This is a genomic window from Sphingomonas sp. GW821-FHT12D09, assembly GCF_058807215.1.
The window spans coordinates 876,367-902,671 of record NZ_JBXAQL010000001.1; the positions used below are offsets into that span (position 1 = coordinate 876,367).

Below are 26,305 nucleotides of genomic sequence, written 5' to 3' on the forward strand. Positions count from 1 at the left end.
TTAATTCCCAAATACTCTGGACGTCGTCTTACCGTTTATCCTGACCTGGTAGAGCAGCTCGTATGGTCGAGTTTCATTCGGCCGATACCGCGGCACTATGCGACCGAATACTTCGTCACCTGCCTGGACACGCTTGGCAATTGCCTTTTCAAACTCGCGATACGCCCCGCGATTAACCGAAGGCTTCTGCGGGAAGATGTTTTTTGATCTAGCGCCACCAGCGCCCCCGAGCAACTGCCCCCAGCCATGGCCAGCGTCGTCACCGGCATCGCCGAGCTTACGGGCAAACGCCCGCGACGCCGCGTTGGTCGGGGTGCCCGCACCGATATTTTCAGGCTTGATGTGCGCGAAGGTCGATAGCAACTCGCCCTTCTCACCGACCCTGGCGCGATAGGCTAGGCGCTTCCTGACATCCAGGCCGCGTTCGAAAACGTCCGACGCCCCCCCGGCTACCATATCGACGAGCGCGCCGCCGACCTGTCCTCCACCAAAGCCGATTTCGGGGGCGCCGATATTCAGTACGGCGCCGCCGAGATTGATGTTGAAAGCCCAGCCGTTCGCGTTCGCCAACATCGATACGAATGTCTCGGTTTTCTGGGCTACAAAGTCGGCTGCCATACCCTCAAGCTGGTCGCCGACTGCGCCCAAAGCGCGCTTGACGATGGTTTTGGTCGGCCCTCCAACAATAACCGACAACACACCGAAGCCAATATTCGCCAATATTGGATGATCGTTGTAATACTCGGTAAATCCATCCAGGGCTTGGATGCCGCCAGAGATCGTCTTGGAAACGATGGTTTCGCCACTGGGCCCCGCTGGCGCACTATCCATAACGAATACTGCGCTAAGCATGGGGACCTGATTGCCGTTTTTATCAAGCAAGTTCCCATTAGCATCTAAGGTTAACCCGTCAGGTAGCCCGGCATGACTATCGCTGGGCACAGGCACCATGCTGTCGAGGAAACTCTCGGCACGCTCGACGGCGGCATCCTCGGATATCCCGCCCGACCGCGTTGCATCATAGTCAACGAGAGAGGCATGGATGCCTGGAACGGCAAGCATATCCAGGATTTCGTTGCTGGTCATGCTCTTGCCGAGAAGAGCACCAACGAAGGTTCGCGATACTTGCGTGTCTTCCCGACTGCCGGTGATGCCGGCGCTATGCAGGATCTTGTTGATCCTGCCTTCCTCGATGGCCCCCTTCCCAAGCGAGACAGCGAACTGCGCCAGCGTGTCCGGCAACGCCGCAAGTATGTTGTCCCCGAAGTCGCTGCCGTCGATCAGCGATCGCGTCGCGGCGTTAGCGATGCCACCCGCCATGCCGGCGGCCAAGCCCTTGAGCGAGTTCTCCAGATGGAACCCCTTCAGGCTCCCATCGAACTTGAGGGCACCGCCCACAGCCGCCCCGGCAGCGGCTCCCACGCCGGCAGCCGCCACACCAGCCCAGTCGAATTTCGGCTGTAGCCCGGTTACGACCGCGATACCCTGGGATATCGAACTGGAGATCACGCCGTTGATCGCGGCGCTCGCGACCTTGCTGCCGGTATTGACGACCATACCGAGCTTATCCAGGCCCTGCGCCACGCCCGCGGTGATCGCGGTCATCGCGAGGCTCTTGAAGCTGAACTTGTCCTGGATGCCGGTGGCCACGCCAACGCCCTGGCTGACGACGTTGCCGGCCATCGCAGCGCCGACCGGCCCGATGACGGGCGTCAGCACGGCCGTCACTGCGATCGCCACCACCGCAAGCAGGATCTGCCCGAAGACGCCGCACTTGTTCTTCTTCGGGCTCGCCTTTTGCGGCTGCGGCGTGGTCGGGCTGGTGTCGCCCAGGATGCTCGCCGGATCATAGGGGTTGAACGTCGCTGCCGTGTTCGACGAGCGCATCACGCCCGAGGGGATGGTCAGCGTCTGGCCCTGGACCAGTCCGCCCGCGCCGCCCATGCCATTGGCTTCGGCCAGCTGGTACCAGAGCGAGCTGTCGCCCCAGAGCTGCGCCGCGATCGATTGCAGCGTGTCGCCGGTGCGCACCGTATAGCTTCCGCCGCTACCGCCCTGGCTGTAGCTGGTGATGCCGCTGAAGCTCTGGTCGAAATCGGCATAGGCCGAGCCATAGGTCTGGCCATTGGCGAAGGCGCCGTTGCCCGGCGTCCAGGTCCGCTGGTTGATCGAGCTCTGGTAATCGGTGTTCTGGGTTCCGTTGTTGCCGGTATAGCCCATCTGCTTGCCGTTGAAGCGGTACCACACTTCGTGCGGGTCGCCCTGGCTGTAGTTGTTGTCGGTCTCGTCGCGCCGGATCGTCTGGCCGTTCATGTCGTTGGTGAAGGCGATCGAGTGCGGACGGCCGTCGCCGACATAGACCGACAGCAGCTGGCCGTTGGCGCCGTAATAATAGGTCGAGGTCTGGGTGCCCTGCCCCGACTGGCTGTAGCTCGTGCTCGCCTGCACCGCGCCGGCATACCAGGCGAAGCTGTTCGAAGTGGTCGAGGAGGACTGGTAGCCGCCGTTCTTGTAGGTCGTCGTCGAGACGCTGACCGCCGAGCCCAGCGCATAGTTCGAGCCATAGCCGAAATCGGTCGAGCTATAGGTGGTGATCGTATCCGCGCCCTGACGCTGGACCGTCACGTCCGAGTAGACCTGCCCCTTGTCGTTGTAGCTCAGCGTATGGTCATAGGCCGCGGTGTTGCCGTCACCCAGCCAGTCGACTTGGTGATAGAGGCGCCCGGCGCCGTCATAATCGTAATTGGCCTTGAGCGCGCCGGTGCTCGGCGGCGCGGTGACGGTCAGCGTGCCGTCGCCATTGTCGTAATAGCCGCTCTGCGCGATGCGCACCGTCGAGAGGTGCCCGTCGGCGTCATAGGTGTAGCTCTCGCGGCTCTCCGCCTCATAGGGCACGTCCTGATAGCCGTAATTATAGCCCCCCCAGCCGCCATACATGTTGGGGTCGTAATATTCCCAATAGACCTGGCCATAGGCAGTCGTGGTGCGCGTGGTCTGCACGCGCTCGCCGGCCGCGTTATAGGCGATGTCGACGCCCTGGTACCCGCGCACCACCCCGCCGGACTGCTGCCCCTTTGACGTCACGACCCGGTTCATCGAGTCATAGCGGTACCAGTAATCCTGGGTCGTCTGGTACGACGCACCGCCATTCTGATCCAGGATGTAGTAAGTGGCGTAGGAGCGGCGGACATTGCCGTTCGCGTCATAGCTGTATGCGATGCTGGCCGCGGGCGTGGTGCCGTTGCCGCTCTCGCTCCAGCTCGCCATCCGGCCGAGCGCATCGTAGCTTGCGCTGCCGTTCTGATAGGTGGTTACACCGCTGGAATATTCCCAGTTGGAGACCCAATACTGGTCGTAATAGCCATAGTCATAGCCATATTCGTACCAGCCATTGTCATACCAGCCGCCATTCTCGACCGTGTACGTCTCGCTCAACTTGTTGCCGGCCGCGTCATAGGCGTAGCTGGTCTTGTTGATCTGATAGGTTTCGCCGAAATTGTTCTGCGCGCTGGTCGGCGAGCCATGGCCGCTGGTGATCGCGTTGACCAAGCCGGTGTTGAGATAGTCGTAGTTGACCGTCTCGCCGCCGGTGCGCTGGATCATCCGGCCGGCATAGTCGTAATTGTACCAGGTGCCGTGTCCGCCCAGGTCCGAGGTGTAGAGGACATGGCCGAACATGTCCTCCTGCTCGACCGAGCTGCGGCCGTTCGTGTAGGTCGTGGTCTGGTACCAGCCGCCATAGCTGCCCAGCCCGTTGGTCGATTGCCAGGACCAGACATAGCTGGTCGTGGTGGTATCGCCGCCATAGGCGACCTGGCTGATGACGCGGCCCTGCTGGTCATAGTCGGTCCGCTCGACATTCGACGTGTTATAATAGGAGTTCCAGTGCCGGATGCGCTGGCCGAGCACGTCATAGGCATAGGCTTCCCACTGGCCGCTCGGGCGCGTGACCTGCGTGAGCCGGCCCATATTGTCATAGGAGTTGACCGTCTGCCGGCCGACTTCGTCGGTGACGGTGCGCAGATCGCCGTAACGGTTATAGCCGTTGGTGACCACGCCGCCGTCGGCATGGAACTCGCGGGCGACCAGCACTTCGCTCTGGCCATAGCCGGTGCCGGCGAGCAGGCGACGCGTCGTCAGATTGCCATTGGCATCGCGCACGCCAACCGTGCGGCCGGAGATGTCATAGTAATAATATTCGGTCGGATTGGTCCAATAGCTATAGCCCGTTTCGGTGGTGACGATCACCGAGGGCCGCTGGATCGAGGTGACCCGGCCCATGCTGTTATAAGTGTAGTTGGTCTGGTTGCCGCGAGCGTCGCGTTCCCAGGCGGCTTCGCCGAACGCATTGTAACCACGCGCAGTGCTGACATTGACGATACCGCCGGATCCGCCGAGCTGGCGCTGCGTCTGGATCGTCGCGGTCGCCTGATTGCGCCGGTCATAGGCGTTGATCGTGACGTTGACGCCGTCGACATATGCCTGGCCCAGATAATAGGCGAAGCCATAGGTCGCCGCCGAGATCGCGCCATCGAGCGAGTTCGCGCCGATCCAGCTGCCCTCACTTTCGATCGTCGCGGTCTGGTTGCCGTTGCCGTCATAGACGTAATAGCGCCACACGCCGTCGCCCGAATTGGAGCGATAGAGCCGGCCCGCGCCATCATAGGCGAACTGCTCCTGCCAGCCGCCGTTGAGGCCGCGCTGCGATACGTCGCCATAGGCGTTGTACGCGGTCTGCTGGATATCGCCCTTGTTCCAGACCGAGCCGTTCCAGACGCCAATGGTCTGCGATGTCACACGGCCGAGCACGTCGCGCGTGTAGAGCACGCCTTCGTAGCTGGTGCTGGTATCCGAATGTTCGCGGGTATAGTTCTGGCGGACGATGTTGCCCATGGCATCATAGTAATAGGCCGTGGTCGCGCCGTTCGCGTCGACCATCCAGTCGAGCCTCTGGCCCATGCCATAGCCGTACCGCGTGACGCGGCCGCCCTGCCCGGCATCCTCGACGCCCTGCTCGGTCCGCGTCAGGTTGTTGAGACCGTTGTAATAGTAGCGAACCGTCGGCCGGACCGCGCCATAGACGTTCATTTCGTCGAAGGTGCTGCGGCGCTCGGTGATCAGCCGGCCGCTGGCATCATAGCTGTAATCGACATAGTCGCCGGTTGCCTCGGTCTTCCGAACGACCAGGCCGAGTTCGTTATAGCTATAGCTGACCGTCGCGGTGCCATAGGTGCCGTAAAGCTGGCCGTTCTCGTACACGCCGTAGGAATCGACGGTCGAGCGCTCCTCGGTGAGGCGGCGGCCGTTGCGGTCATAGGTGAAGTTGGTGACCCGGTCGTCACTCAAGACCGCAGGATCCCAATAACCGTCGATCGCCTTCAGCGTCCAGCGGCGCTCGTGCACGACATTGCCCTGCGCGTCGTAGATCCAGCCGGTGATATATCCTTCGGCATCGATCGTCCGGATCTTCTGCCCGACCGCGTCGAAGCGGTTGATCGTCACTCCGCCATTGGCATCGGTGATGCTCACCACATCGCCCACCGCGTTATAGGCGTAGGTCGTGGTGATCGCAGCGGTGGTAGTGACGAATACGGAGCCGTTCCAGCTACCGGTGCGCACCCCGCTTACCGTGGAGGTACGCATGCGGTTCACCTGGTCGTAGGTAAAGCTCGTCTCGCGATACTCCCCGCCGGGCGCCGCGGGCGGTGTGCCGCCGGCCGTCGACGGTTGCGAGATCGCCGCACCCCAGGTGCGCGACAGCGTGAGGTTGCCGACGACGTCATAGCTGTAGGTCGATAGCGTGCCGGTCGCGCTGATCTCGGCGATCTTGCGGTCCAGATCGTTATAATAGAGCAGCGTCCGCGCGCCATTGGCATCGACCGTCTCGATCAGGTTGCCGCGCGTGTCATAGGTAAAGCGCTCGATCAGGTTGGTGTAGAGCGCACCCGCATGATTGGACTGATCGAGATAGAGGACGGTGTCGCCCCGCTTCTCAGTCAGGCGATTGGCCCTGTCATAGGTGTAGGCGGTGTAGCGCTGCTCGGCGAGCCCGACCGCTTCGCGCATCCACACGCGGTTGCCGCGGGCGTCATAGCCGAACGTGTTGGTGACCGTCGCCGAGACGGTGCTGCCCCACATGTCGACCGAGGCCATGGGCAGCGTCTCCGAGACGAGCAGCCCGCGCCGGTCATAGGCGTTGGTGACGGTACCGCCGACCTTGTTGCGCACCGCGGTGCGCTGCCCGAAGGCGTCCAGCGTGTACTGCTCGTAATAGCCGAGCGCATCGATGGCCTTCGTCAGCCGGCCCAGCTTGTCATATTCGAACTGGGTGACGGCATCATGCACCGGATCCGCCGTGTAAGCGGGCCAGGTAGACGCACCGGCTGCAGCATATGCCCTGTTGCTGGCCTGCTTCACCCAGATGACTTCGCCGAAGCTGTTATAGCCGGTCTCGGTGACGTAGCTTTCCGCATCGCGCGTGGCGATGACGCGGCCAGCATTGTCGTAATAGCTGTAGCTGGCGAAGCCGAGCGCGTTGGTGACGACGACCTGCTCGCCGAACGCGTTGTAGACGAAATCGGTGGGCGAGCCTTGCGCGTTCGTCTGCCGCGTCACGCGGCCGGCATGATCATAGCTAAACGACGTCGTGTGCGCATTGGGATCGTTGATCGCGATCAGATTGCCCAGGCCGTCGTAATTGTAGGTGGTGATCGCCTGCTCGGGCGTATCGTAGGCGGCGTATTCCGCTATTTTGCGGCCGGCGGCGTCATAGACATAGAGGGTGCGACTATCGTCCTGCCCGCCCTCGGAGAGGATATCCCAGGCGAGCAGGCCCGTGGCGTAATAATAATAGCGGTGCGTATTCCCCGCGCCATTGATGGATAGGGTGACGCGGCCCTGCGAGTCATAATAAGTGCTCGTGGTGGTCTCGGTGCCGGTTTGCGCAGCACTGACCGTGTCGATCGTCCAGCTATTGGTAGCCGAAACGGCGGTGTCCCAGCGCACGACAACGGCGACGCGGCCTTCCGCGTCGTAATCGGTGCGCGTGATGAAGCCCTCGGCGTCGATCGTGAAGCGCAGGTCCCCGTTGGCAGCGTAGTAATAGCGGGTGATGCGATCGTTCGACGATGGGTAGGCTGCGGCCCAATTGTCCCAATCGGCCTTGGTGTACAGCGCGGTCACGGCGTTGGTGCTCGCGAATTCGGTCTTGCGGACGACCTGGCCCATGGCGTTGTAGATAAAGCCCACCACGCCGCCCATGCCGTCGATCGTATAGGCGACACGGCCCGCGTCGTCGTAGATGGCGAAGCTGAGGCGATTGGCCGGATCGCTGGCGAGCGCCGCGACCGCGCTCTTCACCGAGGCATAGGTGTAGCTGCCAAGCGCCGGGATCGCCCCGGCATATTGGACGGACTGGCGGACCATCCCATAGGAATCATACACCGTGCCGGTCTGGTAGACATATTCGGTGACGTGGTTGAGCGGATCGATGGTGAAGCGCAGATGACCCTGCTGGTCATAGACATAGCGCACCGAACGATCGCTCGCGTTGGCGCCAACACTGTTGATCAGCGTCTGGAAACTGCCAGACGCGCGATAGGCTGCATTGGTGACATTGGCATAGGCGATCTCCTGCACCTTCTGCCCGGCGCCGTCATAGACCGTTCGGGTGAGATAGCCTTCGCCATCCAGCGCACCGATCACGCGGCCGGCCTTGTCATAGAAGACCCGCGCGACGCTGTCCTTGGCATCGCTCGTCGGCAACACGACAGTCGTCGGCGCGGAGGATTGGAAGCTCGCGATCTGCCAGCCAGCCAACTTGTTGGCATAGCCGGTTGTCTTCACCAGCCGGCCCGAGGCGTCATATTCATAGGCGGTGACCGAGCCATCGCCCTCGATCGCCTCGATCACCCGGCCTTCCCTGTCATAGACCTGCCAGGTCCAGACGTCGTACGGATGACTGGCCGGACGGATCGTCGCGACGTCGAAATTGGCATTCAGGTTGGCGGCGACCTGCCCCAGCCCGGTTGTGCCCAAGGCATAGTGGACCGTCGCCACCAGCCGATTGTCCAAGTCGTAGCGATACTCGGTGACCTCGGTATTGTCGTTGATCTCGGCGGTCTTCCGGCCGAGATTGTCGTAGAGATAATAGAATGTCCGGTTGGTCGCGTCGGTGAACGCCCGAAGCCGGCCATCGCTGTCATAGCTATAGTGCTGCGTGCCGCTCTGCACGAAGGCACCGCTCTCGATATAGCTCACCAGCTCGCCGGCCTTGTTGTAGGTCGAGGCCTGGGTAGCGCCGCCGGCAAGCGTGACGGTCGTGGTGGTCGCGGCGTCGTTGAAGACGAAGCTGGTCGTGCCGCCGTTGATGTCGGTGCTGGCGGTGATCCGGCCCAGACCGTCATAGATATAGGATTGCTGGTTCTGCCAGGCCGCGACCTGGGTCAGCAGGCGCCCCGCGGTGTCATAGGTGAAAAACTCGTGCTGATAGCCATCGGCGACCGAAGGATTGCCCCGGCCATAGGACGCGCCGAAGCTGATCCGCTGCAGCAGATTGCCGCGCGCATCATAGACGAACTGGACGCTTTCGATCTGGGTCTGATCGGCGATACTGCCTGCCCAGCTCACCATCTGCGTCAGGTCGAGCTCGGTGGTCGAGCCGATGCCGGCTAGATCAAATTTCGTGCGATACTGGCTCGTCAGCCAGACCTGTCCCAAGCTGTTATAAAGATATTCGGTGACGTCGCCTTCGGCGCTGACCGTAAAGCATAGCCGGCCAGCGGCGTCATAGACGTAGCGGGTGGTATGGCTGGCCGCAGCGGAGTCCTTGTCCGAACCTACGCGCGTCTCGGTCAGCACCTGATGTGCCGCGTTGAAGGTGCGCTCGATCGTGCTCCCCAGCCGATCGGTCTCGAAAACCACATTGCCCCAGCTATTGCGCGTGTAGCTCGTCGTCTGCCCGGCGGGGTCGGTGATGGCCGAGAGGTTGCCGTCCTCGTCATAGCCGAACTGGACGGTCTGCTGTGCGGCGCCTGCATAGGCGGGCGGCGCGGTGATCTGGGTGAGCGCGCCCTGCCAGTTATAATATAGCGTCGTCGCCAGCCCGGCCGGGTCGGTCACGGTCGTGTAGCCGGAGCCATAGGCCAGGCTGGTCGTGCGCGTGACGCCCGACGACACCGTCTGCGTCAGGCTGGTGACGCGGTTCGATCCGTCATAGGCGATCGAGACATAGGAACCGTCGGTCTCGCTGATCGTCGCGACCAGCTTCGAACTGCCATGATAGGTATAGGTGGTCGAATAGACGCTGCCGCCGCCGCTCAGCTCGACATCGACCTGGCTCAATCGATCATAGCCGTCGTAATAATAGCGGGTGAGCGTGCCATCCCCAGAATTCACCTGGGTGATATGGTTGCCGCTCCAGGCGTAGGTCAGCGTCTCGCCATTCGCGGTGGTGATGGAGGTCAGCTTGTCGCCGGTATAACCATAGGTCAGCGTATTGCCGCTCGTATCGGCGACGGTCTTCAGCCGCCGCCACTGCGTCACGCCGTCATATTCATAGGTCTCGACCGTGCCGGTATCGCCATCGGTCCAGCGGAAGACTGACCCGTCCCAGGTGATCTTGTCATGGACGCCGCTGCCCTCGGTGGTCACATAGGCGGAGCCGCTCCAGTAATAAGTGACCTCCGAGCCATCTCCGAGGCGATGGGTGATCGAGCTGCCCCAAGTGTTGAGCGTTCCGTTGGGATTGAGCGCACGCTGGGTGCTCTGACGCCAATTATCGCCATTGTCGTCCGTGCCGGCGGCCAGGCTGTTATAGGTCCGGCCGACGCTCGCATCGGGCCCGCGGCCAACCAGATACTCGTCCTGGCGGCTGATCAGCAGGTTGCCGTTGGCAGCGTTGAGCAGCAGTTGCTCGCCGCTGCGCCCGAACCCCGCCGAACCCAGCAGCCCCGACGACCCCAGCGTGCTTCCCGAACCGCGCTCGAAACCCGTGCCGGCCCCAGTGAAGATCGCAACCATTCCATTCCCCAGCTCGATGGCGGACAGTGGGCGCACCGTCCGTTCGGAAGTAAGTCGGGGGAATCTCGCGATAGTTTAGCGTGATCGCCGCATTCGAAACGACGGTGGAAGCAATTGGCCTCGAAGTCGTTGAAATCCTGGCTTCCGCGTCGCTTCACCTTTTAATCCGTTATGGTTCCATCCCGGCGCATTGCGGACTTGGCGCGGCCGGGGAAATCCAGCAATTCGCCGGATCGATCGCGCGCTGCATCTGGCTCCTCGATACCGCGCCAGATTTGCAACGCGGCCCCGACGCGGCGAATTCTCCGCAGCTGAAAAATTGGGACCAAAGCCGTTGAAATCACGGCTATTTGCTTTGTCTGATCTCTATGCCGGATTATGGTTAACGTGATTGCGGGGAATCGTCGATTCGCCGTGGTCGATCAGAAAATCCGGGGGGATTTCGTGGAAGCTGACCGCGCGCTCAATTTGCTAGACGATATGTTGTGGAACTGCCTGATCGTCGCGGGGCCGGTTCTTGTTGCCACGCTCGTGGTCGGCGTTTTGATCAGCATCCTGCAGGTCGCGACCCAGATGCAGGAAATGACGCTGAGCTATGTGCCCAAGCTGCTCGTGGCCGCGCTGTTGCTGATCACGCTGGGGCCGTGGATGATCGCGCGGATCACCGATTTCGCGCGGGGGCTCTACCTGGTGATCCCGACGCTCGCAGGCTGATCATGGGCGACCTCACCGACCAGGCCGTGGCGGTGCTGCTGCTGAGCCTGCGCATCACGCCGACGCTCGGCTTCGCCCAGCCCTTCACGCTGCTGCGCATTCCGGCGACGGTGCGGCTGGCGCTGGGCATCGGCCTGTCCGCATGGATGGTAGCGGGCAACCCCGACGCGACCTGGCGCGCGCCCTTCTGGGATGGCGGCCTGCCGATGGCCGTCCTGGGCGAGCTCTTCCTCGGCATCGCGCTGGCGCTCGCCCTGCAACTCGCCTTCGCCGCCCTGCTCACCGCTGGCCGCGCGATCGATATCCAGGCGGGGTTCGGCCTGGCCGTGCTGGTCGATCCGACGACCCGTGCGCAGATGCCGCTCGCCGGCACGCTGTTCGCCTATGCCGGCGCCGCGGTGTTCTTCGCGATCGGCGGGCCCGAAGACCTGCTCGCGATATGGGCGGCCTCGGTCGAGAAGGTGCCGCTTGGCACTGCGTCGCTCGGTGGCGATCCGGCACCGATGATCGAATATATGGGCGTGGTGTTCCTGATGGCGATCGGCCTGGCCGGAATCGTGCTGCTGGTCCTATTCCTGCTCGACCTGATGATCGCCTTCCTGTCGCGCACGCTGCCGCAGATGAACGTGCTGCTGCTCGGCTTCCAGGTGAAGGCGATCGCGACGATGGCGGCGTTGCCGCTCGCCCTCTCCTTCTCGGGTGCGCTGTTCGCGCAACTGATGCGCACCGCGCTCGAAACCATGCCGCGGCTGATCTGACATGGCCGAGCAGGAACAGAATCGCAGCGAGGCGCCCACGCCCTTCAAGCTGAAGAAGGCGCGCGAGAAGGGCCAGGTCGCGCGCAGCGCCGAACTGGGCTTCCTTGGCGGGCTGGTCGCGCTCGCCGGTTTCGGCGCGGTGGCGGGACCGGCGATGGTCGGCGAGATCGCCGAGCTGATGCGCAAGGCCTTCTCAGCCGGGATCGACCGCGCGGGCGATCCCGAACAGGCCCAGGCGATGGTCGGCGACCTCGCCTGGGCGGCGGTGCGGCCGCTCGCGCTGCTGGGCGGCACGATCGTCGCGGTGGTGATCTTCCTCGAGATCCTTCAGCTGCGCGGGCTGATCTTTACCGCGCAGCCGCTCAAGCCGGACTTCAGCCGGCTCAACCCGGCGACCGGGCTCAAGCGGCTCTTCTCGATGCGCATGCTCAAGGAGACGCTGAAGACGGTGCTCAAGTCGGCGGTCTACGCCATTGCCGCCTGGTTCGTCCTCCACGACGCCATCGCGCGCTATGCCATCGCCGCAAGCGATGGCGAGCGGCTGGCCGAGGCGCTTGCCGGCGCCGGGCTGCGGCTGCTGTTCGTGTTCATCGCGATCGCCATAGGCTTTGTGATCCTCGACCAGATCCTGGTGCGCGGCGAGTTCCTCAAGCAGATGCGGATGAGCCGGCGCGAAGTGACCCGCGAATCCAAGGACCGCGAGGGCGATCCGCGGATCAAGCAGAAGCGCAAGCAGCTCCACAACGAGTTCGTCAAGCAAAGCAAGGGGTCGGGCGCGCTGCCGGGATCGGACCTGGTGGTGGTCAACCCCGAGCATTTCGCGGTTGCGCTACGCTATGATCCCGAGCGGATGATCGCCCCCGAGGTCTCGACCAAGGGCCGCAACCGCTTCGCGCTGGCGATCAAGGACGAGGCCTTCCGCCTAGGCATTCCCATCCTCGAGCGGCCGCCGCTGGCGCGCGCGCTCTTCCGCGCCTGCCAGGCGGGCGGTGCGGTTCCCCCCTCCCACTACGAAGCCGTGGCGGAGCTCTACATCGAGCTCCGCCGCGCCTCGCATCACCCGGAAGCCGCATGATGTTCCAGAAGCTGTTCCGCAACCAGAAGGACCTCGCCCTGGTCGGCGCCACGATCGGGATCCTCGTGATCCTGTTCGTGCCGATCCCGCCGGCGTTTCTCGACCTGGCGATCATCGTCAATTTCGGCTTCGGGCTGACGATCATGCTGCTGACCTTCTATGTCAGCAAGCCGGTCGAATTCTCCACCTTCCCCTCTCTGCTGCTCGTCGCGACGCTCTATCGGCTGTCGCTGAACGTCGCCGCGACCCGCCTGATCCTGACCGGCGGCAATGCCGGCGACGTGATCGGATCGATCGGCGCCTTCGCAGTGCAGGGCAATTTCGTCATCGGCCTGGTGGTGTTCTCGATCCTGGTCGTGGTCCAATATGTCGTCGTCACCTCGGGCGCACAGCGCGTCTCCGAAGTCGCGGCGCGCTTTACGCTCGACTCGATGCCCGGCCAGCAGATGAGCATCGACGCCGACCTCAACATGGGCCTGATCGACCAGAAGGAAGCGATCCGCCGCCGCGAGGGGCTGGAGAAGGAAGCCAGCTTCTACGGCGCGATGGACGGCGCCTCCAAGTTCGTGAAGGGCGATGCGATCGCCGGGATCATCATCCTGCTGATCAACATCATCGCCGGCTGGATCGTCGGCGTCAGCCAGATGGGCATGGAATGGTCCGAGGCGCTCGCACACTTCACCCTGCTGACGATCGGCGACGGCATCGCCACCCAGTTGCCCGCGCTGATCATCTCGATCGCGACCGGCATCATCGTCACGCGCTCGGCGGCCGACAAGCAGCTATCGACCGAGATATTCCGCCAGCTCGCCTCCGAGCCGCGCATCCCGCTGATCGTCTCGGCGGCGCTGCTCGCGCTGATGCTGATGCCGGGCATGCCCAAATGGCCGATCCTGCTGATCGGCGGGCTCGCCGCCGTCACCTGGTGGCGCCTGCGCCGCCGCACCGCTGCCGAGGAAGCCGCGGCCGAAGACGCAGCGAGCGAGACCACCGCATCGGGCGTCGCGCAGGTGCCCGCCGTCGAGATCCGCTTCGGCGCGGAGCTTGGCCGGATGTGGGAGAAGGAAGGCGCGATCATCCTCGAGCGACTGGCGGGCCTGCGCCGCGCGCAGGAGCAGGAACTCGGCATCGGCTTCCCGGCAGTCAAGCTGATCGACGGCCATGGGCTGGGCAGCTTCGAATATGAGATCCGCCTGTTCGGCGCGCGCTACGGCGCGACCGACATCCATCCGGACCGCATGCTCGCGATCGCCAGCCACGGCGCCAAGAACCGCCTGGACGGCGAGGAGGTCGTGGATCCGGCCTTCGGCATGCCCGCATTCTGGATCGGCGAAGGCCAGGCGCAAGCTGCGCGCGACGCCGGCTATACGATCGTCGATCCGATCACGCTGATGGTCACGCATTTCGGCGAGATCGTGCGCAGCGAGACTTCGACCCTGCTCACCCGCGCGACCGTGGCCGGGCTGCTCAGCGAAGTGCGCGAGCGCCAGCCCGGGCTGGTCGAGGACCTGGTCCCGAACACGCTGACGCTCTCCGATGTTCAGCGGGTGCTGCAGAACCTGCTCGCCGAAGGCGTGTCGATCGCCAATCTCGACCTGATCGTCGAGCATCTCGTCGATCTGGCACGGACCCAGAAGGACCCGATCGAGCTTACCGAGCAGATCCGCCAGCGAATGAGCTATGCGATCTGTCACCAGCTGCGCGGCAGCCATGGCGACCTGGCGGTGCTCAGCCTCGATCCGCGCGTCGAGAACCAGATCGTCGCGAGCATCGGCGCCAATGCCGGACACGGCTCGCTCGCGGTCGAGCCACGGCTGGCCGAACAGATCATCCGCCGCCTCGCGCCGATGAGCGAGGATATGTTCCGTCAGGGCCGTGCACCGGTGCTGCTGTGCGGCGGTGAGATCCGCCGCCACTTGAAGAACCTCACCCGCCGCAGCATCCCCAAGCTCTCGATCCTGTCGGTGAGCGAGATCCCGATGCGGGTGAGCCTGAAGTCTTTCGACGTGGTGCGGCTGGAGGCATGAGGCCTGGCGGGCGCTCCGCCCGCCAGGCCCGATTCATCGCCAGGAACGGCAGGCTGGGAAGTCCTGGGCGAGCCTTGTCGGTTCTTTCACGCGCGCTACCCCGGCCTTGTGCGACCCCCGGCACAAGTCTGGGGGCCGGATCGAGCCGCGATCCCGTCGGCCTTACCGCGATCCCAGCCGCGCCAGCGAATGCGCCAGGGTCTTGCCATCAGGGGTGATCGGAGTGTGCAACGCGGTCTCGAAGATCTTCGTCGCGCGCTCCTTGTCCCCATCTCCTGCAGAGAGCAGCACCGATGCAAGGGCTGCGGAGAAGCTTTCCCGATCCAGGCGCAACGCAACCGCGGTGCGCCGACGCGCTTCCTCGATCTGGCCGTCGAGCAGATCGACCACCGCGAGCGAGCCCTGCGCCTCGCCGAAGGTATCGTCGATCGCCAGCGCCTTTTCGAAGCGGGCGCGTGCGGTGACGCGGTCGCCGGCCAGGACATGGGCCCAGCCCGCGGCGATCCACGAGCCGAGATGCGTGCCGAACATCTCGGCGCCCTTGTCGAGATCGAGCGCGGCCAGCGCCTGATCGCCGCCGAGCATGCGCGTGAGTCCAAGGCCGATCCAGGCGCGTGGCGCCTGGGGGGCGCGGGCAAGCGCAGCCTCGAACAAGCTGGTCGCAGCCTCCGGATCGTCCTCGCCGAGTGCGAGCGTCCCCAGGGTGATGAGCGCATCGGGATGATCGCCGGCGACGCGCGCGGTGCGCTGTGCGAGATCGGTATCCTCGATATCGATAGCGAGTGTCGAGACGATCGCGTTGAGCCCGCGATGCTCGGGATGGATTTCGATCAGCGCGCGCGCGCGTTCCGCCGCGCGGTCGAACTGGCCGAGCTGATGGAGCAGCTGTACCTCGAGCTGCGCGGCCTGGGGCAGCTGATCGCTGGTCGCAGCGTCCAGCAGGGGAAGCGCGTCTTCGAAGCGCTGCACCATGGCGAGCGACCAGGCGAGGTTGAAGCGCACCGGCGGCGCATCGGCACCGGATTCCAGCAGCGCGGCGTAAATCTCCGCGGCGCGCGCCCAGTCGAGCTGGCGCATCGCGATCAGCCCGGCGAGATGCTGCGCCTGGAATGGCAGCGGCGCGAGCCGCGCGTGGCGCGTGAGCAAGTCGCCGGCAGCATCGAACCGCTCCTCGGCGAACGCGGCTTCGGCGGCGTCGGCAAGCAGCGGGAGGTTGTCGGGATCCTCGCTGAGCAGCGCCACAAGACGATCATGCCGGCTCTGCGCGGTTGCGCTCTGGTTCATTCTCGGGATTCCCTCAACTGGGCCAAGGCCCTGTCCATCAATTCGCGCCCTTCGGGCGTCTCGCCGATCATCCGGCTGACCTTGTCGACGATCGCGATCAGAGCCGGATCGTTGCCGACTGCCTCGCCGAACTGCTCGGCGAGCAGCCCGCGCACAACGGCGCGGCGCAATTCCTCTTCGCCAAGCGTATCGAGCGCGGCGAGCGCACGGATCCGGTCGAGCGGGCGCGCGGACCTGGCCTCGGACTTCGCCGCCTTCCCGGTACGCGACGTCTCGCGGTTGCGGCCCGCCCGCTGCAACTGCTCGCGCAGGAGCAGCAGCACCTGATCGACATTGCCGACGCGTGTCATGCCGCGCGCATCCTCAATGCGTCGTGCCCCGCCCGATCTGATCGAGCAGGAACGACGTTGCCGATGCCTCTTCCTCGAAGACCTGCGGTTCGGGAGCGCCCCCGACGAGCCGGCTGCATTCGTCGATGATCAGCTGCATGTCGCGATTGAGCGGAGGGTTCTCCGCGTTCACCGCGATGCCTTCGGTCAGTTCGCGGATCGCCTCGCCGAAATGGTCCTGGATCAAGTGGCGCAAGCCGCGGACGAAATGCGCGAGATAATGATCGCCGGGCAGGCTATCGAGCGGTTCCCAGGTGGCAAGCGCGCGCGCCGCCTCGCCCGAGGTCAACTCGAAGAAGCCAAGCTGGAAGCGCGCCAGCGCGAAGTCCGGGGCAAGCTCGATCGCGCGGCTGAGCGAAGCATGCGCTTCGATCGGGCGGCCCGAACCGGCAAGCATCGAGCCGCGCAGGAAGTGGAGCCGGGCGTCGTCGGGATATGCCTCGATCAGCCGCTCGGCCAGGCTGACCTCGTCGGCCGCGCTCGCGTGCATCGCGCCCAGCAGCTGCGCCATCTCCTCGTCACTGCAAAGCGTCATGTCCATCCTTTCCGTCATCGATATCCAATCCGGGTCCGCAGCTTGGCCAGCGCCAGGGAGTGTAGCTGAGAGACGCGCCCCTTCGAAAGCCCGAGCAGCTGGGCAATCTGGGTAAAGCTTACGCCGTTCTCATAATGCTGGCGAATGATCGCCGCCTCGCGCTCGGGCAGGCGCTCGATCTCGCGGGCGAGCTGTGCGTTGAGCTGGCGCCAGGCCAGGCTCTCATATGCATTGGGCCGCTGGTCGGCGCCGTCCTCGGGCGCGATCAGGTTCGTGCCCTCGAGCATCAGACCGATTGCGAGCGCCGCGGTCAGATCGGCGAGCGCACCGAGCGGATCGGTCTTGCCGGCATCGGCGGTGATCGAACGCAGGCGCTCCGCTTCGACCCTGCGGCGATAGCTGTACTGCGCGTCAATCTCGTTCATCTGCGCCGCACCATCGGCGATGCTGCCGATGATCCGGCGGCGCGCGAATGCGCCGAACGGGATGCCGCGCAGCGGATCGTAGCGATCGATCGCAGCGAGCAGCCCCTCATAGGCGAATTGCTCGAAGTCGTTCAGCTCCACGCCGCTACGCGGCCGCGCGCGGAGTTGGCGCTGGGCAATGGCACGCGCCAGCGCACGGTAGCGCGTGAAAATCTGCTCGCGGCATTTGAACTCCTGCTCGAAGCGGAAGCGCCGCCACAGCGACGCCTCGACCCGCGGCGGCACCAGCAGCAGGCCAAGGCCTGAAAAGGCGGCGCGCGGGCGCTGCTTCACCTGAAGCTTCCCAGCACGCCTTGCAGGATCAGGCCCCAGCCGTCGATCAGCACGAACATAAGGATCTTGATCGGCAGCGAGATCGTCGCCGGCGGGACCATCATCATGCCGAGCGCGAGCAGGATCGAAGCGACCACCAGGTCGATGAGCAGGAACGGCAGCAGGATGACGAAGCCGATGGTGAAGGCGACGCGCAGCTCGTTGAGGATGAAGGCGGGGGTAAGCTTGAGCAATTCGACCTGCTCGGGCCGATCGGGCACGGGCACCTTGGCGATCGCGTAGATCGCCTCGATGTCGCTGTCGCGGGTCTGGGCGAGCATGAAGGTCCGCAGCGGCGCGCTGCCCTTGTCGATCGCCTGCTCCACCGTCGCGGTACCCGCCATCAGCGGCTTGAGCGCGTGGGCGTTCACTGCGTTGAGCGTCGGGCCCATAGTGAAGGCGGTGAGGAACAACGCGAGGCTGATCAGCACCTGGTTGGGCGGGGTTTCGGGCATGCCGAAGGCGTGACGGACCATCGAAAGCACCACGACGATGCGGATGAAGCTGGTCATGCAGATGAAGATCGCCGGCGCGACCGCCAGCAGCGTGAGCAGCAGCATCGTGCGCACCAGATCGGTGCTTATGCCGGGCACGTTGGCGGCGAAGGCCGTGGCGGGTACAAACAGGCCGGCGGCGAGCAGGCCTGCCTTGAGCGTGGATGACAGGCGCATCACGCTGCCCCCTCCTGCGAGGCCGGCTCCGGATCCGCGCAGCTTTCGCGCAGCACCATCTGCTGCTCCTGCGCGCACAGGATCAGATATTCGCGCCCGTCGCATCGCAGCAGGCAGACATCGGCATATTGGCTGACGCGTCGCGTCTCGATCACTTCCACGCGGCGCTGCGCCGGCAACGTCGAGATCAGGCCGCGCAGCCGCGGAAGATCGATACGCCCCCCGCCCCGCTTGAGCGCGAAGGCAGCGAGCGCGGCCAGCATCAGGCACAGGATCAGCGCCATCACGATCCGCGTGAGCGACAGGTTGAGCGAGCCGCCGCCGCCCAGCCGCGCCGGATGCGCGAGCGCGACCGGCGACGAAAGCAGATACACTACGATACATGCGAACCCCGTAGTCAGTCGGGCCATTGCGCGATCTCGGTAAGGCGGACCCCGAACTTCTCGCCCACGGCGACCAGCTCGCCGCGTGCGACGGCGATGCCGTTGAGGCGGAGTTCGACCGGCGTGTTGAGCTGCGCGTCGAGCGATACCACCGCGCCGGTGGAAAGCGCGGTCAACTCGGCGACGGTCATCGGCGCAGCGCCGAGGAATGCCTCGAGCTGGACGCCGACATTCTCGATCAGCTTGCTGCTCACGCGCGGCGCCGCGGTATCGGCCTTGGGTGCGATTTCGGCGGCCTTGGTATCGGCGGCCAAGGTGTCGGTGGTTTCAGTCACGGGATCCCTCATCGGGCTGGAGCTTGGACGATCGAGAGCGCGAGGCCGCGCTCGGCTTCGACGACGGTGCAGCTGCCGCGCGCCAGCGGCACGCCGCCGACCGCCAGGGGCAGCACGTCTTCGGTTGCGCGGTCGAGCATGAGCACGTCGCCGCAACCGAGGCCGGAAAGCTCGGCGACGGTGATGCCGCAGCGGCCAAGCACTGCGGAGAGCGAGACCGGGATATCGGCGAGCGCCGCACTGCCTGCGCCGAGCGGTACGCCGGGCACGGGATCGGGGAGCGCGTCCTGCACGAAGCAGGCGAAGCAGGCGGACGAGAGCTCGAGTTGCAATGTCAGGCCGCGGGTGGCGGTGACGATCTCGAGCCGATGCACCACGCCCTCGCCGCGCCCCGCCTCGGACTGGTGCCAGACCGGCCTGCCGAGCGCGAGCCGCTGGACGAGGCGCGACTTGAGGCTGTCGAGGCACTCCTTGCCCAGCGCCTGCAGCAGCGCGAGATCATGTTCGTTGCGCTGGCCGGCAGCGGTCTGGACGCCGAGCACCATCGCGCCCAGTGCGGCGGCGCCCGCCGGCGGCAGGCCGATCGCGACGCCTTCGTCGCAGCCGTGCCACACGGCCTTGCGCAGTTCGCCCCGCGCCGCGGCGACGCGTGCCAGCGGCCCGGCCACGCGCATCGGCTCGCCGGCGAACCACTCGCCCGACCAGCTTTCGACCAAGTCGGCGAGCGCGCGCTGCGCCGCGACGGGCGCGACGGCGCCGTCGGGCAACCAGGATCGGCAGGGAAGCGTCATCCCTGGCCTCGGATGCCGAAGAGCTGCTGGATCATGTCGTTGGAGACGCTGACGATCTGCGACGAGGCCTGGAAGCCGCGCTGGATCAGGATCAGGTCGCCGAACTGCTTGGAAAGATCGACATTGGACGCCTCGAGCGACTTGGCCTTGACCAGGCCGACACGCGGATCGTCGCTGGCGAGATAGACGTGCTCGCCCGTCCCCGAATAGCTGAACAGCCCGCCATCCTTCTCGCTCAGCGACTGGGGATCGCGGAAGTCGGCGAGCGCGACGGCGCCGAGATCGACCTTCTGCTCGTTCGAATATCCAAGCTCGAGATGGCCCGTGGCATTCACCGTGACGGTGGTCAGCGCACCGACGCCGTGCCCGTCGATCGAGCTGGCGCGCAGGTTCGACACATCGGCCGAGGAATAGGACTGCACCGTCGAGAAATCGAACTTCACGGTGAAGTGGTTGGTCTGGTCCTCGATGTCGACCGTCGCGCTGGCCGGATCGATGATGCTGGCGTTGAACTTGATCTGCTTGGTCGCGACCACGCCCTTGTCGTCGCTGACGGTGAGGTTCCAGGTGCCCGCCACGGCATTTGGCGAGCTGTCCTTCTCGAACTTGGCGCTCCACTTATGCGCGCCGCCCTGGGTATCGTAGACAGTCAGGTCGTTGACCGTGACCGCCTGGGTGGCGGTGAGCGAGAGGTTGTCGGTGAACTTGACTGTGGTGGTGCCAAGCGGCGCGCTGGTGCGCGAATTGTCGATCGACAGGCTGACCGGCTTGCCGCTCGAATCTAGCGTCGCCAGGCGATATTCGGTGCCCGCGAGCACGATGAAGCCCTTGTCGTCGACCTGGAAGCTGCCGGTGCGGGCATACAGCATCTTGTCGCCGTCCATCAGCACCAGCATGCCGTTGCCGTCGATCGCGAGATCGAGGTCGTTGCCGGTCTGGCGTAGCTGGCCTGCGCTCATGTCGAGCCGGCTGTCGCCGATGCCGACGCCGTTGCCGCTGCCCTTGCTGTCGCTGCTGTGCGAGAGCCCGCCCTGGCTTCCGCTGCCATAATAGTTCTGGAAGGTCACCGTCGAGCCGCGGAAGCCCGACGTGTTGAGGTTGGTCACATTGTTACTGACCTGCTCGAGCCCGCGCGAATAGGCGTTGAGGCCACTGAGACCGATATAGATGGCTCCAAACATGGCTTAGTTCCCCTTCCTGACTTGCGAGATGCTGGCGATCGCTAGGTTGCTGATCGTGCGGGCGTCGGCGGTCTTGATCGTGATCCGCGGCGTGCCGTTGTCGAAGGTGATTGCAGTCACCGTGCCGGTGAGCGTGGTGGCGCCGGCCGGGATATCGACCGTGGTGCCAAGCAGGCTGGTGGCCTGGCTCGTCGCCTGGGCCGAGACCAGCACTTCGAGCCGGTCGTTCATCGTCTGGCTCTGCTGGATCTGCGAGAATTGCGCGAGCTGCGAGACGAACTGGAAATTGTCCATCGGCTTGAGCGGATCCTGATAGGTCAGCTGCGTCAGGATGATCTTGAGCAACGCGTCGAAACCCAGGCCGAAGGCATCGGTCGCCGCTGTAGCGGTGTTCGCGTTCTGCTGGGCGGTCTGGCCGGTATCGGCCGCCGTCACCGGAGCGGTCTGGGGTATCATCGTTCACTCTCCCGGGAGGATACGGCGTTGATCTGGATGCGGGCAGCGGACAGGCCGTGACGGCTGAGCAGCGCGGCGATCTCGTCGTGCAGCTGCCGGCGCTCGACTTCGTCCAGCCCTTCGACGCGCGCGGAGACCTGCAGCCCGTTCTCGAGCTCGCGCAGTGCGACGTACAACGGCGAGCGCGCGGCAGGCGAAGCTCGCAAGGCGCCGCGCTGCAGGGGGGTGAGCGCCTCGGCTTCCTCCGCCTTGCCCGTCGCCGCAAATGCCAGCCCCTCGGCCACGGTAGCGGGCGTTGCCGCGACCGGCGACGACCCGCTTTTGAGGACGCGCATCACCGGGCTATCCGGGGTCGCCGGCACGGCCTTCGCGCTGACACCTTTGCCCGCCGACAGGAACGCCTCCGCACGCTCCGCCGATAGTTCCGCCAGCGGCTCGGACGGCTCGACCGCAGCACCGTCGCCCGGCAGCATTACGGCCTGGTCCGGCGCCTGGCCGGCATGGCCGAAGAAGCCGTCCTGGTTGAACACGCGCGCGAGCGGCGCGGGCTGATGCGCCGCGGCGTCAGTCCCCGACGGCTGCTGCCCGGCGAGTTCGGGTGTCAGCGCCGGGCTCTCGGGGGCCGCGCCGGCGTCCGGCGTCGCGAGCATCGGATCAGCCGCTACAGGCGATCCAGCGGACGCGCCGAGCAGCTGCGCGAACAGGTCGCTCGGCGCCTGCCCATCCTGCGGGGCACCCGGATCGTTGCGAGCATCGAGCGGCGCGATGTGCTTTTGCGGCACGGGGCCTATCATGATCGTCTCCATTTCGAAGCAGTGCGGTCCGCAAGCGCCGCGAGTGCAGTTTCGTCGCGGTCGCGGCGCAGCGCGCGACGGCTGGTGTCGAGCGCGCGATCCGCGAGCCTGCAGCGGGCATCGCCGTCGTGCCAGGCGCTCTCGGCCGTATCCCGCGCCTCCTCCATCCGTTCGCGATGCTCCTGCGCCGCCTCACTCGCCCGGCCATGATCAACCAGCTCGCCAGCGAGCGCGCGCGCGAATTCGGGGGCGAAGTCGCTGCTGCCGAGATGCGCGTCCCAGGCGGAAGCCGCCGTCGCGGTGCGCATGTCGGCGCGGCGCGATGCATCCTCCGCCTCGCGCTCCCGCTCCTGCGCCACGATCAGTTCCTGGTGCCTGGCCATGCGCTGGGCGGTACGGAGCGCGGCGATGTCGGCCAGCGCACGGTGGGCGCGGCGGTCATGCATGGCTGGCACTGCCCGCTATGGCGCCACCCAGCGTCGGGTTGCCGAAGCCCCCACCGATCGCGGAACGCAGGCCGGAAAGCGTGTCGGCAAAGGCCGAGTTCTCGCCCTGGCCCTGCCGCAGAAAGGTCATCAGCTTCGCGCGCATCGCGATCGCCTGGTCTATCTCGGCACTGGCCCCGGCCTTGTAAACGCCGCTCTCGATCATCACCCGCGCTTCGTCGTAGACGCCGAGCTGGGTGACGGCGCTACGGGCGGCGTCGGCATGTGAGCGGTCCATCAGCCGCGCGGCTTGGCGGCTGATGCTGCGCGACACGTCGATCGCGGGGAAATGTCCACGCTCGGCGAGGGTGCGCGAAAGCACGATATGGCCGTCGAGCAGCGACTTCATCACTTCGACGATCGGATCGTCGACATCGTCGGTTTCGCTGAGCACGGTCATCACCGCGGTGATCGCCCCGCCGCCGCTGGTGGCGCCACAGCGCTCGACCAGCCGCGGGAGCGCGGCGAAGACGTTCGGCGTATAGGCGCGCACCGTCGGCGGCTCTCCCGCGGCCAGGCCGATCTCGCGTAGCGCCATGGCGAGGCGCGTGACGGAGTCGACCACCAGCAGCACATGCTCGCCCCGATCGCGCCAATGCTCGGCGATGCACAGCGCGACATTGGCGGCGCGGGCACGCAACGCTGCCGTCTCGTCCGAGGTCGCAGCGACCAGGGTGAAGCGATCCGCATCGGCACGCTTCGAAAGCGTGCGCCAGATGCCCTCCACTTCACGCCCGCGCTCGCCGACCAGGCAAAGCACGACGCGGTCGCATTCGATCTGCCCGGCAAGCTGATCGAGCAGGCTGGTCTTGCCTACGCCGGCGGCGGCGAAGATGCCGACGCGCTGGCCCTCGGCAAGGGTAAGCAACCCGTCGATCGCGCGCAGGCCGGTCTTCACCATCCGCGCAGGCGCAGCCCGGTCGAGCGGGCGCGGCACCGACCCGGCCAGCGGAGCCTGCGCCTCTGCCGCAACCCGCCCGTTGCCGTCGAACGGGCGGCCGAACGCATCGATCGCTCGGCCCGCAAAGCCATCGCCCACCGCCGCCGATCCGCCCCCCTGTAGCGCGACGACACGCGCGGCCGGCCGCACTTGGCGGTTCTGCTCGAGCGGCACCAGGATCAGCCCATTTTCATCCACCGCGGCGACTTCGGCGCGCACGGCGCCCCCTTCCCCGGCGATCTCGCACAGGTCGCCGACAGTGCAGGCCGGGCCGGTCGCCTCGAAATGCCCATGCGCGACCTTGCGCACGAAGCCGACGGGGCGGACCAGCTCGGCATCGCGCAGCCGCTCGAGGAAGGGATGGACAGTCACCCGGCCATCTCCGCGAGCAGGTCGGACAACGCCCGCCACTGCTCTCGCACGTCGAGATCGATCTGGCCGAGCCGGCATTCGATCCGGCTGGCGCCGGCGCGCAGCTCGCGATCGGTCTCGACCCGCAGTGTGTCCGCGCCAAGCGCGGCGGCAAGCGCCTGCGCGTCCGGGAAATCCTGGGGGCTCACGCAGATCGCCACCACGCTGGCGCGGCGCAGCACAGCGAGCTGCCTCGCGAGCATCGCCTCGACGGGGGCGGCCCAGCCTTCGGCATCGGCGAACAATTTGGAGAGTGCCGTCCGGGCCAGCTCGGGCGCAAGCCCGTCGAGCACGTCGAGCCGCGCGGCGAAGCGCGCACCGGCCTTGTCGAGCCCTTCTCGCAGCGCGGCGATCGCGTCATCTTCGCGCCGCTCGGCTGCGGTAAGCCCTTCGCGCCGGCCGTCCTCACGCGCGGCCTCGATCGCACGGCGGGCATCTCCCGCTTCTTCCTCACGCACGCGCTGGAGCCGTTCGATCTCGGCGATCAGCTGGGCGCGCTCGATCTCGCGCGGGTCCGGCGTCGGTGCCTCTTGATGCGTCACCGGTGCGCGCATGCCCGCGAAGCTGCGGACCGGGACGCCCGCGTCGGACTTGATCAGCGGACTCACAACGGCTTCCCGCGCGGACGCAGCAGCCCGCCCATCGCCTGGGCGAGCGTGGCGCCGCGGCTCTGCTCGGCGCGCGGCGCGGCCTTGCTCGCCGGCATCAGGAATGCGTCGAGCGCCTTGCGCCCGGCCACGGTGAGCCCGGTGTCGCTCGCCTTCAATCGCGCGGCGATGTCCGCCGAATAGGGCGAGACCGGCTCGACCGGTTTCGCCGGCGCCTTGCTCAACTCCTTGCGGACGCGGCGGCGCTCATCGGGGCCGAGCCGCACGAGCACGGCCTTGCGATCGGCGGCGGGCATGGTCCGAAGCTGGTCGATCAACATGTCGAGACGCCCCTCAGGCAGCAGCATCACCGGCCTCCTCGGTCAGGTTGAGCTGACGCCGCAGCCGCTGCGCGAACGCTTCGTGCTCCTCACCGCTCAGCCGGGTGCCGGGCCCGCGAAAACGCCAGATCAACAGCGCTGCCAGCGCGACGCCTGCGACCAGCCACAGCCAGATCGGCGGCCAGGCAAAGCCCGGCTTGGGCGGCACGGCCGCCGGCCCGGCTACCGCCACTGCCGCGGCAGGGACATAGCTGGCCTGGGCGATAGGCGACGCTGCGACGGGCGCGTCGATCGGCCCGGTCTCGAACGCCAGTGTGTCGCCGGCCCGATCGTTGATCCCGGTCGCCTGGACGATCGCACCACGCACGATCTGCTGGTCCTCGGGATTGATCGGTGCCTCGCTGATGAACAGCACGCGCACACGGTAGTTGCGCGCGGCGCCGTCGCCCGACGGGGCCCAATCGGCCGGCGCGATCGTAGCGGGATTGGCACCGGTTGCCGGATCCGACCCGGCGGATATGGCAGTGCTCGGGAAGACCAGCACGCGCAGGCCGAAGCGCACGCCGGGCATCTGCCGCTCGATCGCGCCCCGCGCCCGGGCGCGGTAGTAATTCTCCACCGCCGCGCGCTCTTCCATGTCCGCGGGGCGCTCCGTGCCGGCGGCGCTCTCGACGGCCGGCGCGGGGCTGATCACATGGCCGACCGAGTCGAGCACCACCACCTTGCCCTCGGGCAGGTCGGGCACCGCGGCGGCGACGAGCTGCTGGATGCCGGAGACGCGCGCGGCGTCGGCGGTCTGGCCCGGCTTCATCGTGACCGTGACGGCCGCCTTCGGCTCGACCCGATCGCCGCGAAACAGCGTCTTCTCCGGCAAAGCGAGATGTACGCGTGCGGTCTCCACGCCGTCCATCGCGGTGATCGTGCGGACCAGTTCGCCCTGCAACGCACGCTGGTAGTTGATCTTCTGCGCGAAGTTGGTGAGCCCCATGTCGGACTTGTTGAACAGCTCGAAGCCGATCTGGCCGCGTGCCGCCGCGTCCGAGCCGGCGATCGCGACGCGCGTCGCGTCCGCCTGGCCCTCGGGCACCAGGATGGTCGCGCCGCCGTCACGCAGGCGATAGGTACTGCCGCGCTTGTCGAGCTCAGCGACGATTGCCGAGGCATCGGCGGGGCGGAGATCCTGGGCGAGCACGACGTAATCGGTGCGCAGGAACAGGAAATAGCCGAGGCCGAGCAGCACCAGCACGACGGCAAAGGCACCACCGAGCAGGTAGAGCTGGCCGCGCTGGACGGCGCGATCGGAGACAGGATTATCCATCGGAATTCAGCCG

22 protein-coding genes are annotated in these 26,305 nt (G+C 65.9%); 5 read left to right on the top strand and 17 right to left on the bottom strand.

Features of this window, described 5'->3' with window-relative positions:
* Positions 1 to 10,020, bottom strand: a complete 10,020-nt coding sequence (locus AC1RPL_RS04105; RefSeq protein WP_493067978.1) for a DNA/RNA non-specific endonuclease — start codon at positions 10,018 to 10,020, stop codon at positions 1 to 3.
* Positions 10,021 to 10,100: 80 nt separating this feature from the next.
* Between AC1RPL_RS04105 and AC1RPL_RS04110 the strand changes: the two genes are divergently transcribed.
* The 5 genes from AC1RPL_RS04110 (at position 10,101) to AC1RPL_RS04130 (ending at position 14,594) form a co-directional block, all read left to right on the top strand.
* Complete coding sequence (locus AC1RPL_RS04110) at positions 10,101 to 10,358, top strand: hypothetical protein (RefSeq protein ID WP_493067979.1); 258 nt, start codon at positions 10,101 to 10,103, stop codon at positions 10,356 to 10,358.
* 106 nt (positions 10,359 to 10,464) lie between these two features.
* Complete coding sequence (gene fliQ, locus AC1RPL_RS04115; RefSeq protein WP_493067980.1) at positions 10,465 to 10,734, top strand: flagellar biosynthesis protein FliQ; 270 nt, start codon at positions 10,465 to 10,467, stop codon at positions 10,732 to 10,734.
* Between the two features lie 2 nt (positions 10,735 to 10,736).
* Positions 10,737 to 11,492, top strand: a complete 756-nt coding sequence (locus AC1RPL_RS04120) for a flagellar biosynthetic protein FliR (RefSeq protein WP_493067981.1) — start codon at positions 10,737 to 10,739, stop codon at positions 11,490 to 11,492.
* Between the two features lies 1 nt (position 11,493).
* Entirely contained in the window at positions 11,494 to 12,567 is a 1,074-nt protein-coding gene (locus tag AC1RPL_RS04125) for an EscU/YscU/HrcU family type III secretion system export apparatus switch protein (RefSeq protein ID WP_493067982.1), read from the top strand.
* Positions 12,564 to 14,594, top strand: coding sequence for a flagellar biosynthesis protein FlhA (locus AC1RPL_RS04130; protein ID WP_493067983.1), 2,031 nt, complete (start codon positions 12,564 to 12,566; stop codon positions 14,592 to 14,594). The genes AC1RPL_RS04125 and AC1RPL_RS04130 overlap by 4 nt, the downstream gene beginning before the upstream one ends.
* A gap of 162 nt (positions 14,595 to 14,756) precedes the next feature.
* Here the strand turns inward: AC1RPL_RS04130 and AC1RPL_RS04135 are convergent, their stop codons facing one another.
* Genes AC1RPL_RS04135 through fliF form a run of 16 tightly spaced genes read right to left on the bottom strand, consistent with a single transcriptional unit; the run spans position 14,757 to position 26,292 of the window.
* A complete protein-coding gene (locus AC1RPL_RS04135; RefSeq protein WP_493067984.1) occupies positions 14,757 to 15,878 on the bottom strand; it encodes a tetratricopeptide repeat protein in 1,122 nt (373 codons plus the stop codon).
* The gene (locus AC1RPL_RS04140) at positions 15,875 to 16,228 is read right to left on the bottom strand and encodes a hypothetical protein (RefSeq protein WP_493067985.1); all 354 of its coding nucleotides are present in this window, start codon (positions 16,226 to 16,228) and stop codon (positions 15,875 to 15,877) included. Before AC1RPL_RS04140 ends, AC1RPL_RS04135 begins: the two co-directional genes overlap by 4 nt.
* A 13-nt stretch (positions 16,229 to 16,241) precedes the next feature.
* Positions 16,242 to 16,802, bottom strand: coding sequence for a hypothetical protein (locus AC1RPL_RS04145; protein WP_493067986.1), 561 nt, complete (start codon positions 16,800 to 16,802; stop codon positions 16,242 to 16,244).
* Between the two features lie 14 nt (positions 16,803 to 16,816).
* A complete protein-coding gene (locus tag AC1RPL_RS04150; RefSeq protein ID WP_493067987.1) occupies positions 16,817 to 17,560 on the bottom strand; it encodes a sigma-70 family RNA polymerase sigma factor in 744 nt (247 codons plus the stop codon).
* The gene (fliP, locus tag AC1RPL_RS04155) at positions 17,557 to 18,270 is read right to left on the bottom strand and encodes a flagellar type III secretion system pore protein FliP (RefSeq protein ID WP_493067988.1); all 714 of its coding nucleotides are present in this window, start codon (positions 18,268 to 18,270) and stop codon (positions 17,557 to 17,559) included. Before fliP ends, AC1RPL_RS04150 begins: the two co-directional genes overlap by 4 nt.
* Positions 18,270 to 18,644, bottom strand: a complete 375-nt coding sequence (locus tag AC1RPL_RS04160) for a hypothetical protein (RefSeq protein WP_493067989.1) — start codon at positions 18,642 to 18,644, stop codon at positions 18,270 to 18,272. The genes fliP and AC1RPL_RS04160 overlap by 1 nt, the downstream gene beginning before the upstream one ends.
* A gap of 23 nt (positions 18,645 to 18,667) precedes the next feature.
* Positions 18,668 to 18,988, bottom strand: a complete 321-nt coding sequence (locus tag AC1RPL_RS04165) for a FliM/FliN family flagellar motor switch protein (RefSeq protein ID WP_493067990.1) — start codon at positions 18,986 to 18,988, stop codon at positions 18,668 to 18,670.
* A gap of 8 nt (positions 18,989 to 18,996) precedes the next feature.
* On the bottom strand, positions 18,997 to 19,779 hold the full coding sequence (locus tag AC1RPL_RS04170; protein ID WP_493067991.1) for a FliM/FliN family flagellar motor switch protein: 783 nt from the start codon (positions 19,777 to 19,779) through the stop codon (positions 18,997 to 18,999).
* Positions 19,776 to 20,960, bottom strand: coding sequence for a flagellar hook-basal body complex protein (locus tag AC1RPL_RS04175; protein WP_493067992.1), 1,185 nt, complete (start codon positions 20,958 to 20,960; stop codon positions 19,776 to 19,778). Before AC1RPL_RS04175 ends, AC1RPL_RS04170 begins: the two co-directional genes overlap by 4 nt.
* Before the next feature lie 3 nt (positions 20,961 to 20,963).
* Positions 20,964 to 21,416, bottom strand: coding sequence for a flagellar hook capping FlgD N-terminal domain-containing protein (locus AC1RPL_RS04180; RefSeq protein WP_493067993.1), 453 nt, complete (start codon positions 21,414 to 21,416; stop codon positions 20,964 to 20,966).
* Positions 21,413 to 22,210 (bottom strand): hypothetical protein, encoded by a 798-nt coding sequence (locus AC1RPL_RS04185; RefSeq protein ID WP_493067994.1) that lies wholly within the window; start codon positions 22,208 to 22,210, stop codon positions 21,413 to 21,415. The genes AC1RPL_RS04180 and AC1RPL_RS04185 overlap by 4 nt, the downstream gene beginning before the upstream one ends.
* The gene (locus AC1RPL_RS04190; protein WP_493067995.1) at positions 22,207 to 22,656 is read right to left on the bottom strand and encodes a hypothetical protein; all 450 of its coding nucleotides are present in this window, start codon (positions 22,654 to 22,656) and stop codon (positions 22,207 to 22,209) included. Before AC1RPL_RS04190 ends, AC1RPL_RS04185 begins: the two co-directional genes overlap by 4 nt.
* Positions 22,649 to 24,007, bottom strand: coding sequence for a FliI/YscN family ATPase (locus AC1RPL_RS04195; protein ID WP_493067996.1), 1,359 nt, complete (start codon positions 24,005 to 24,007; stop codon positions 22,649 to 22,651). Before AC1RPL_RS04195 ends, AC1RPL_RS04190 begins: the two co-directional genes overlap by 8 nt.
* On the bottom strand, positions 24,004 to 24,654 hold the full coding sequence (locus AC1RPL_RS04200) for a FliH/SctL family protein (protein WP_493067997.1): 651 nt from the start codon (positions 24,652 to 24,654) through the stop codon (positions 24,004 to 24,006). The genes AC1RPL_RS04195 and AC1RPL_RS04200 overlap by 4 nt, the downstream gene beginning before the upstream one ends.
* Entirely contained in the window at positions 24,651 to 25,001 is a 351-nt protein-coding gene (locus tag AC1RPL_RS04205; RefSeq protein ID WP_493067998.1) for a hypothetical protein, read from the bottom strand. Before AC1RPL_RS04205 ends, AC1RPL_RS04200 begins: the two co-directional genes overlap by 4 nt.
* Positions 24,988 to 26,292, bottom strand: coding sequence for a flagellar basal-body MS-ring/collar protein FliF (gene fliF, locus AC1RPL_RS04210; protein ID WP_493067999.1), 1,305 nt, complete (start codon positions 26,290 to 26,292; stop codon positions 24,988 to 24,990). The genes AC1RPL_RS04205 and fliF overlap by 14 nt, the downstream gene beginning before the upstream one ends.
* Positions 26,293 to 26,305 lie beyond the last annotated feature (13 nt).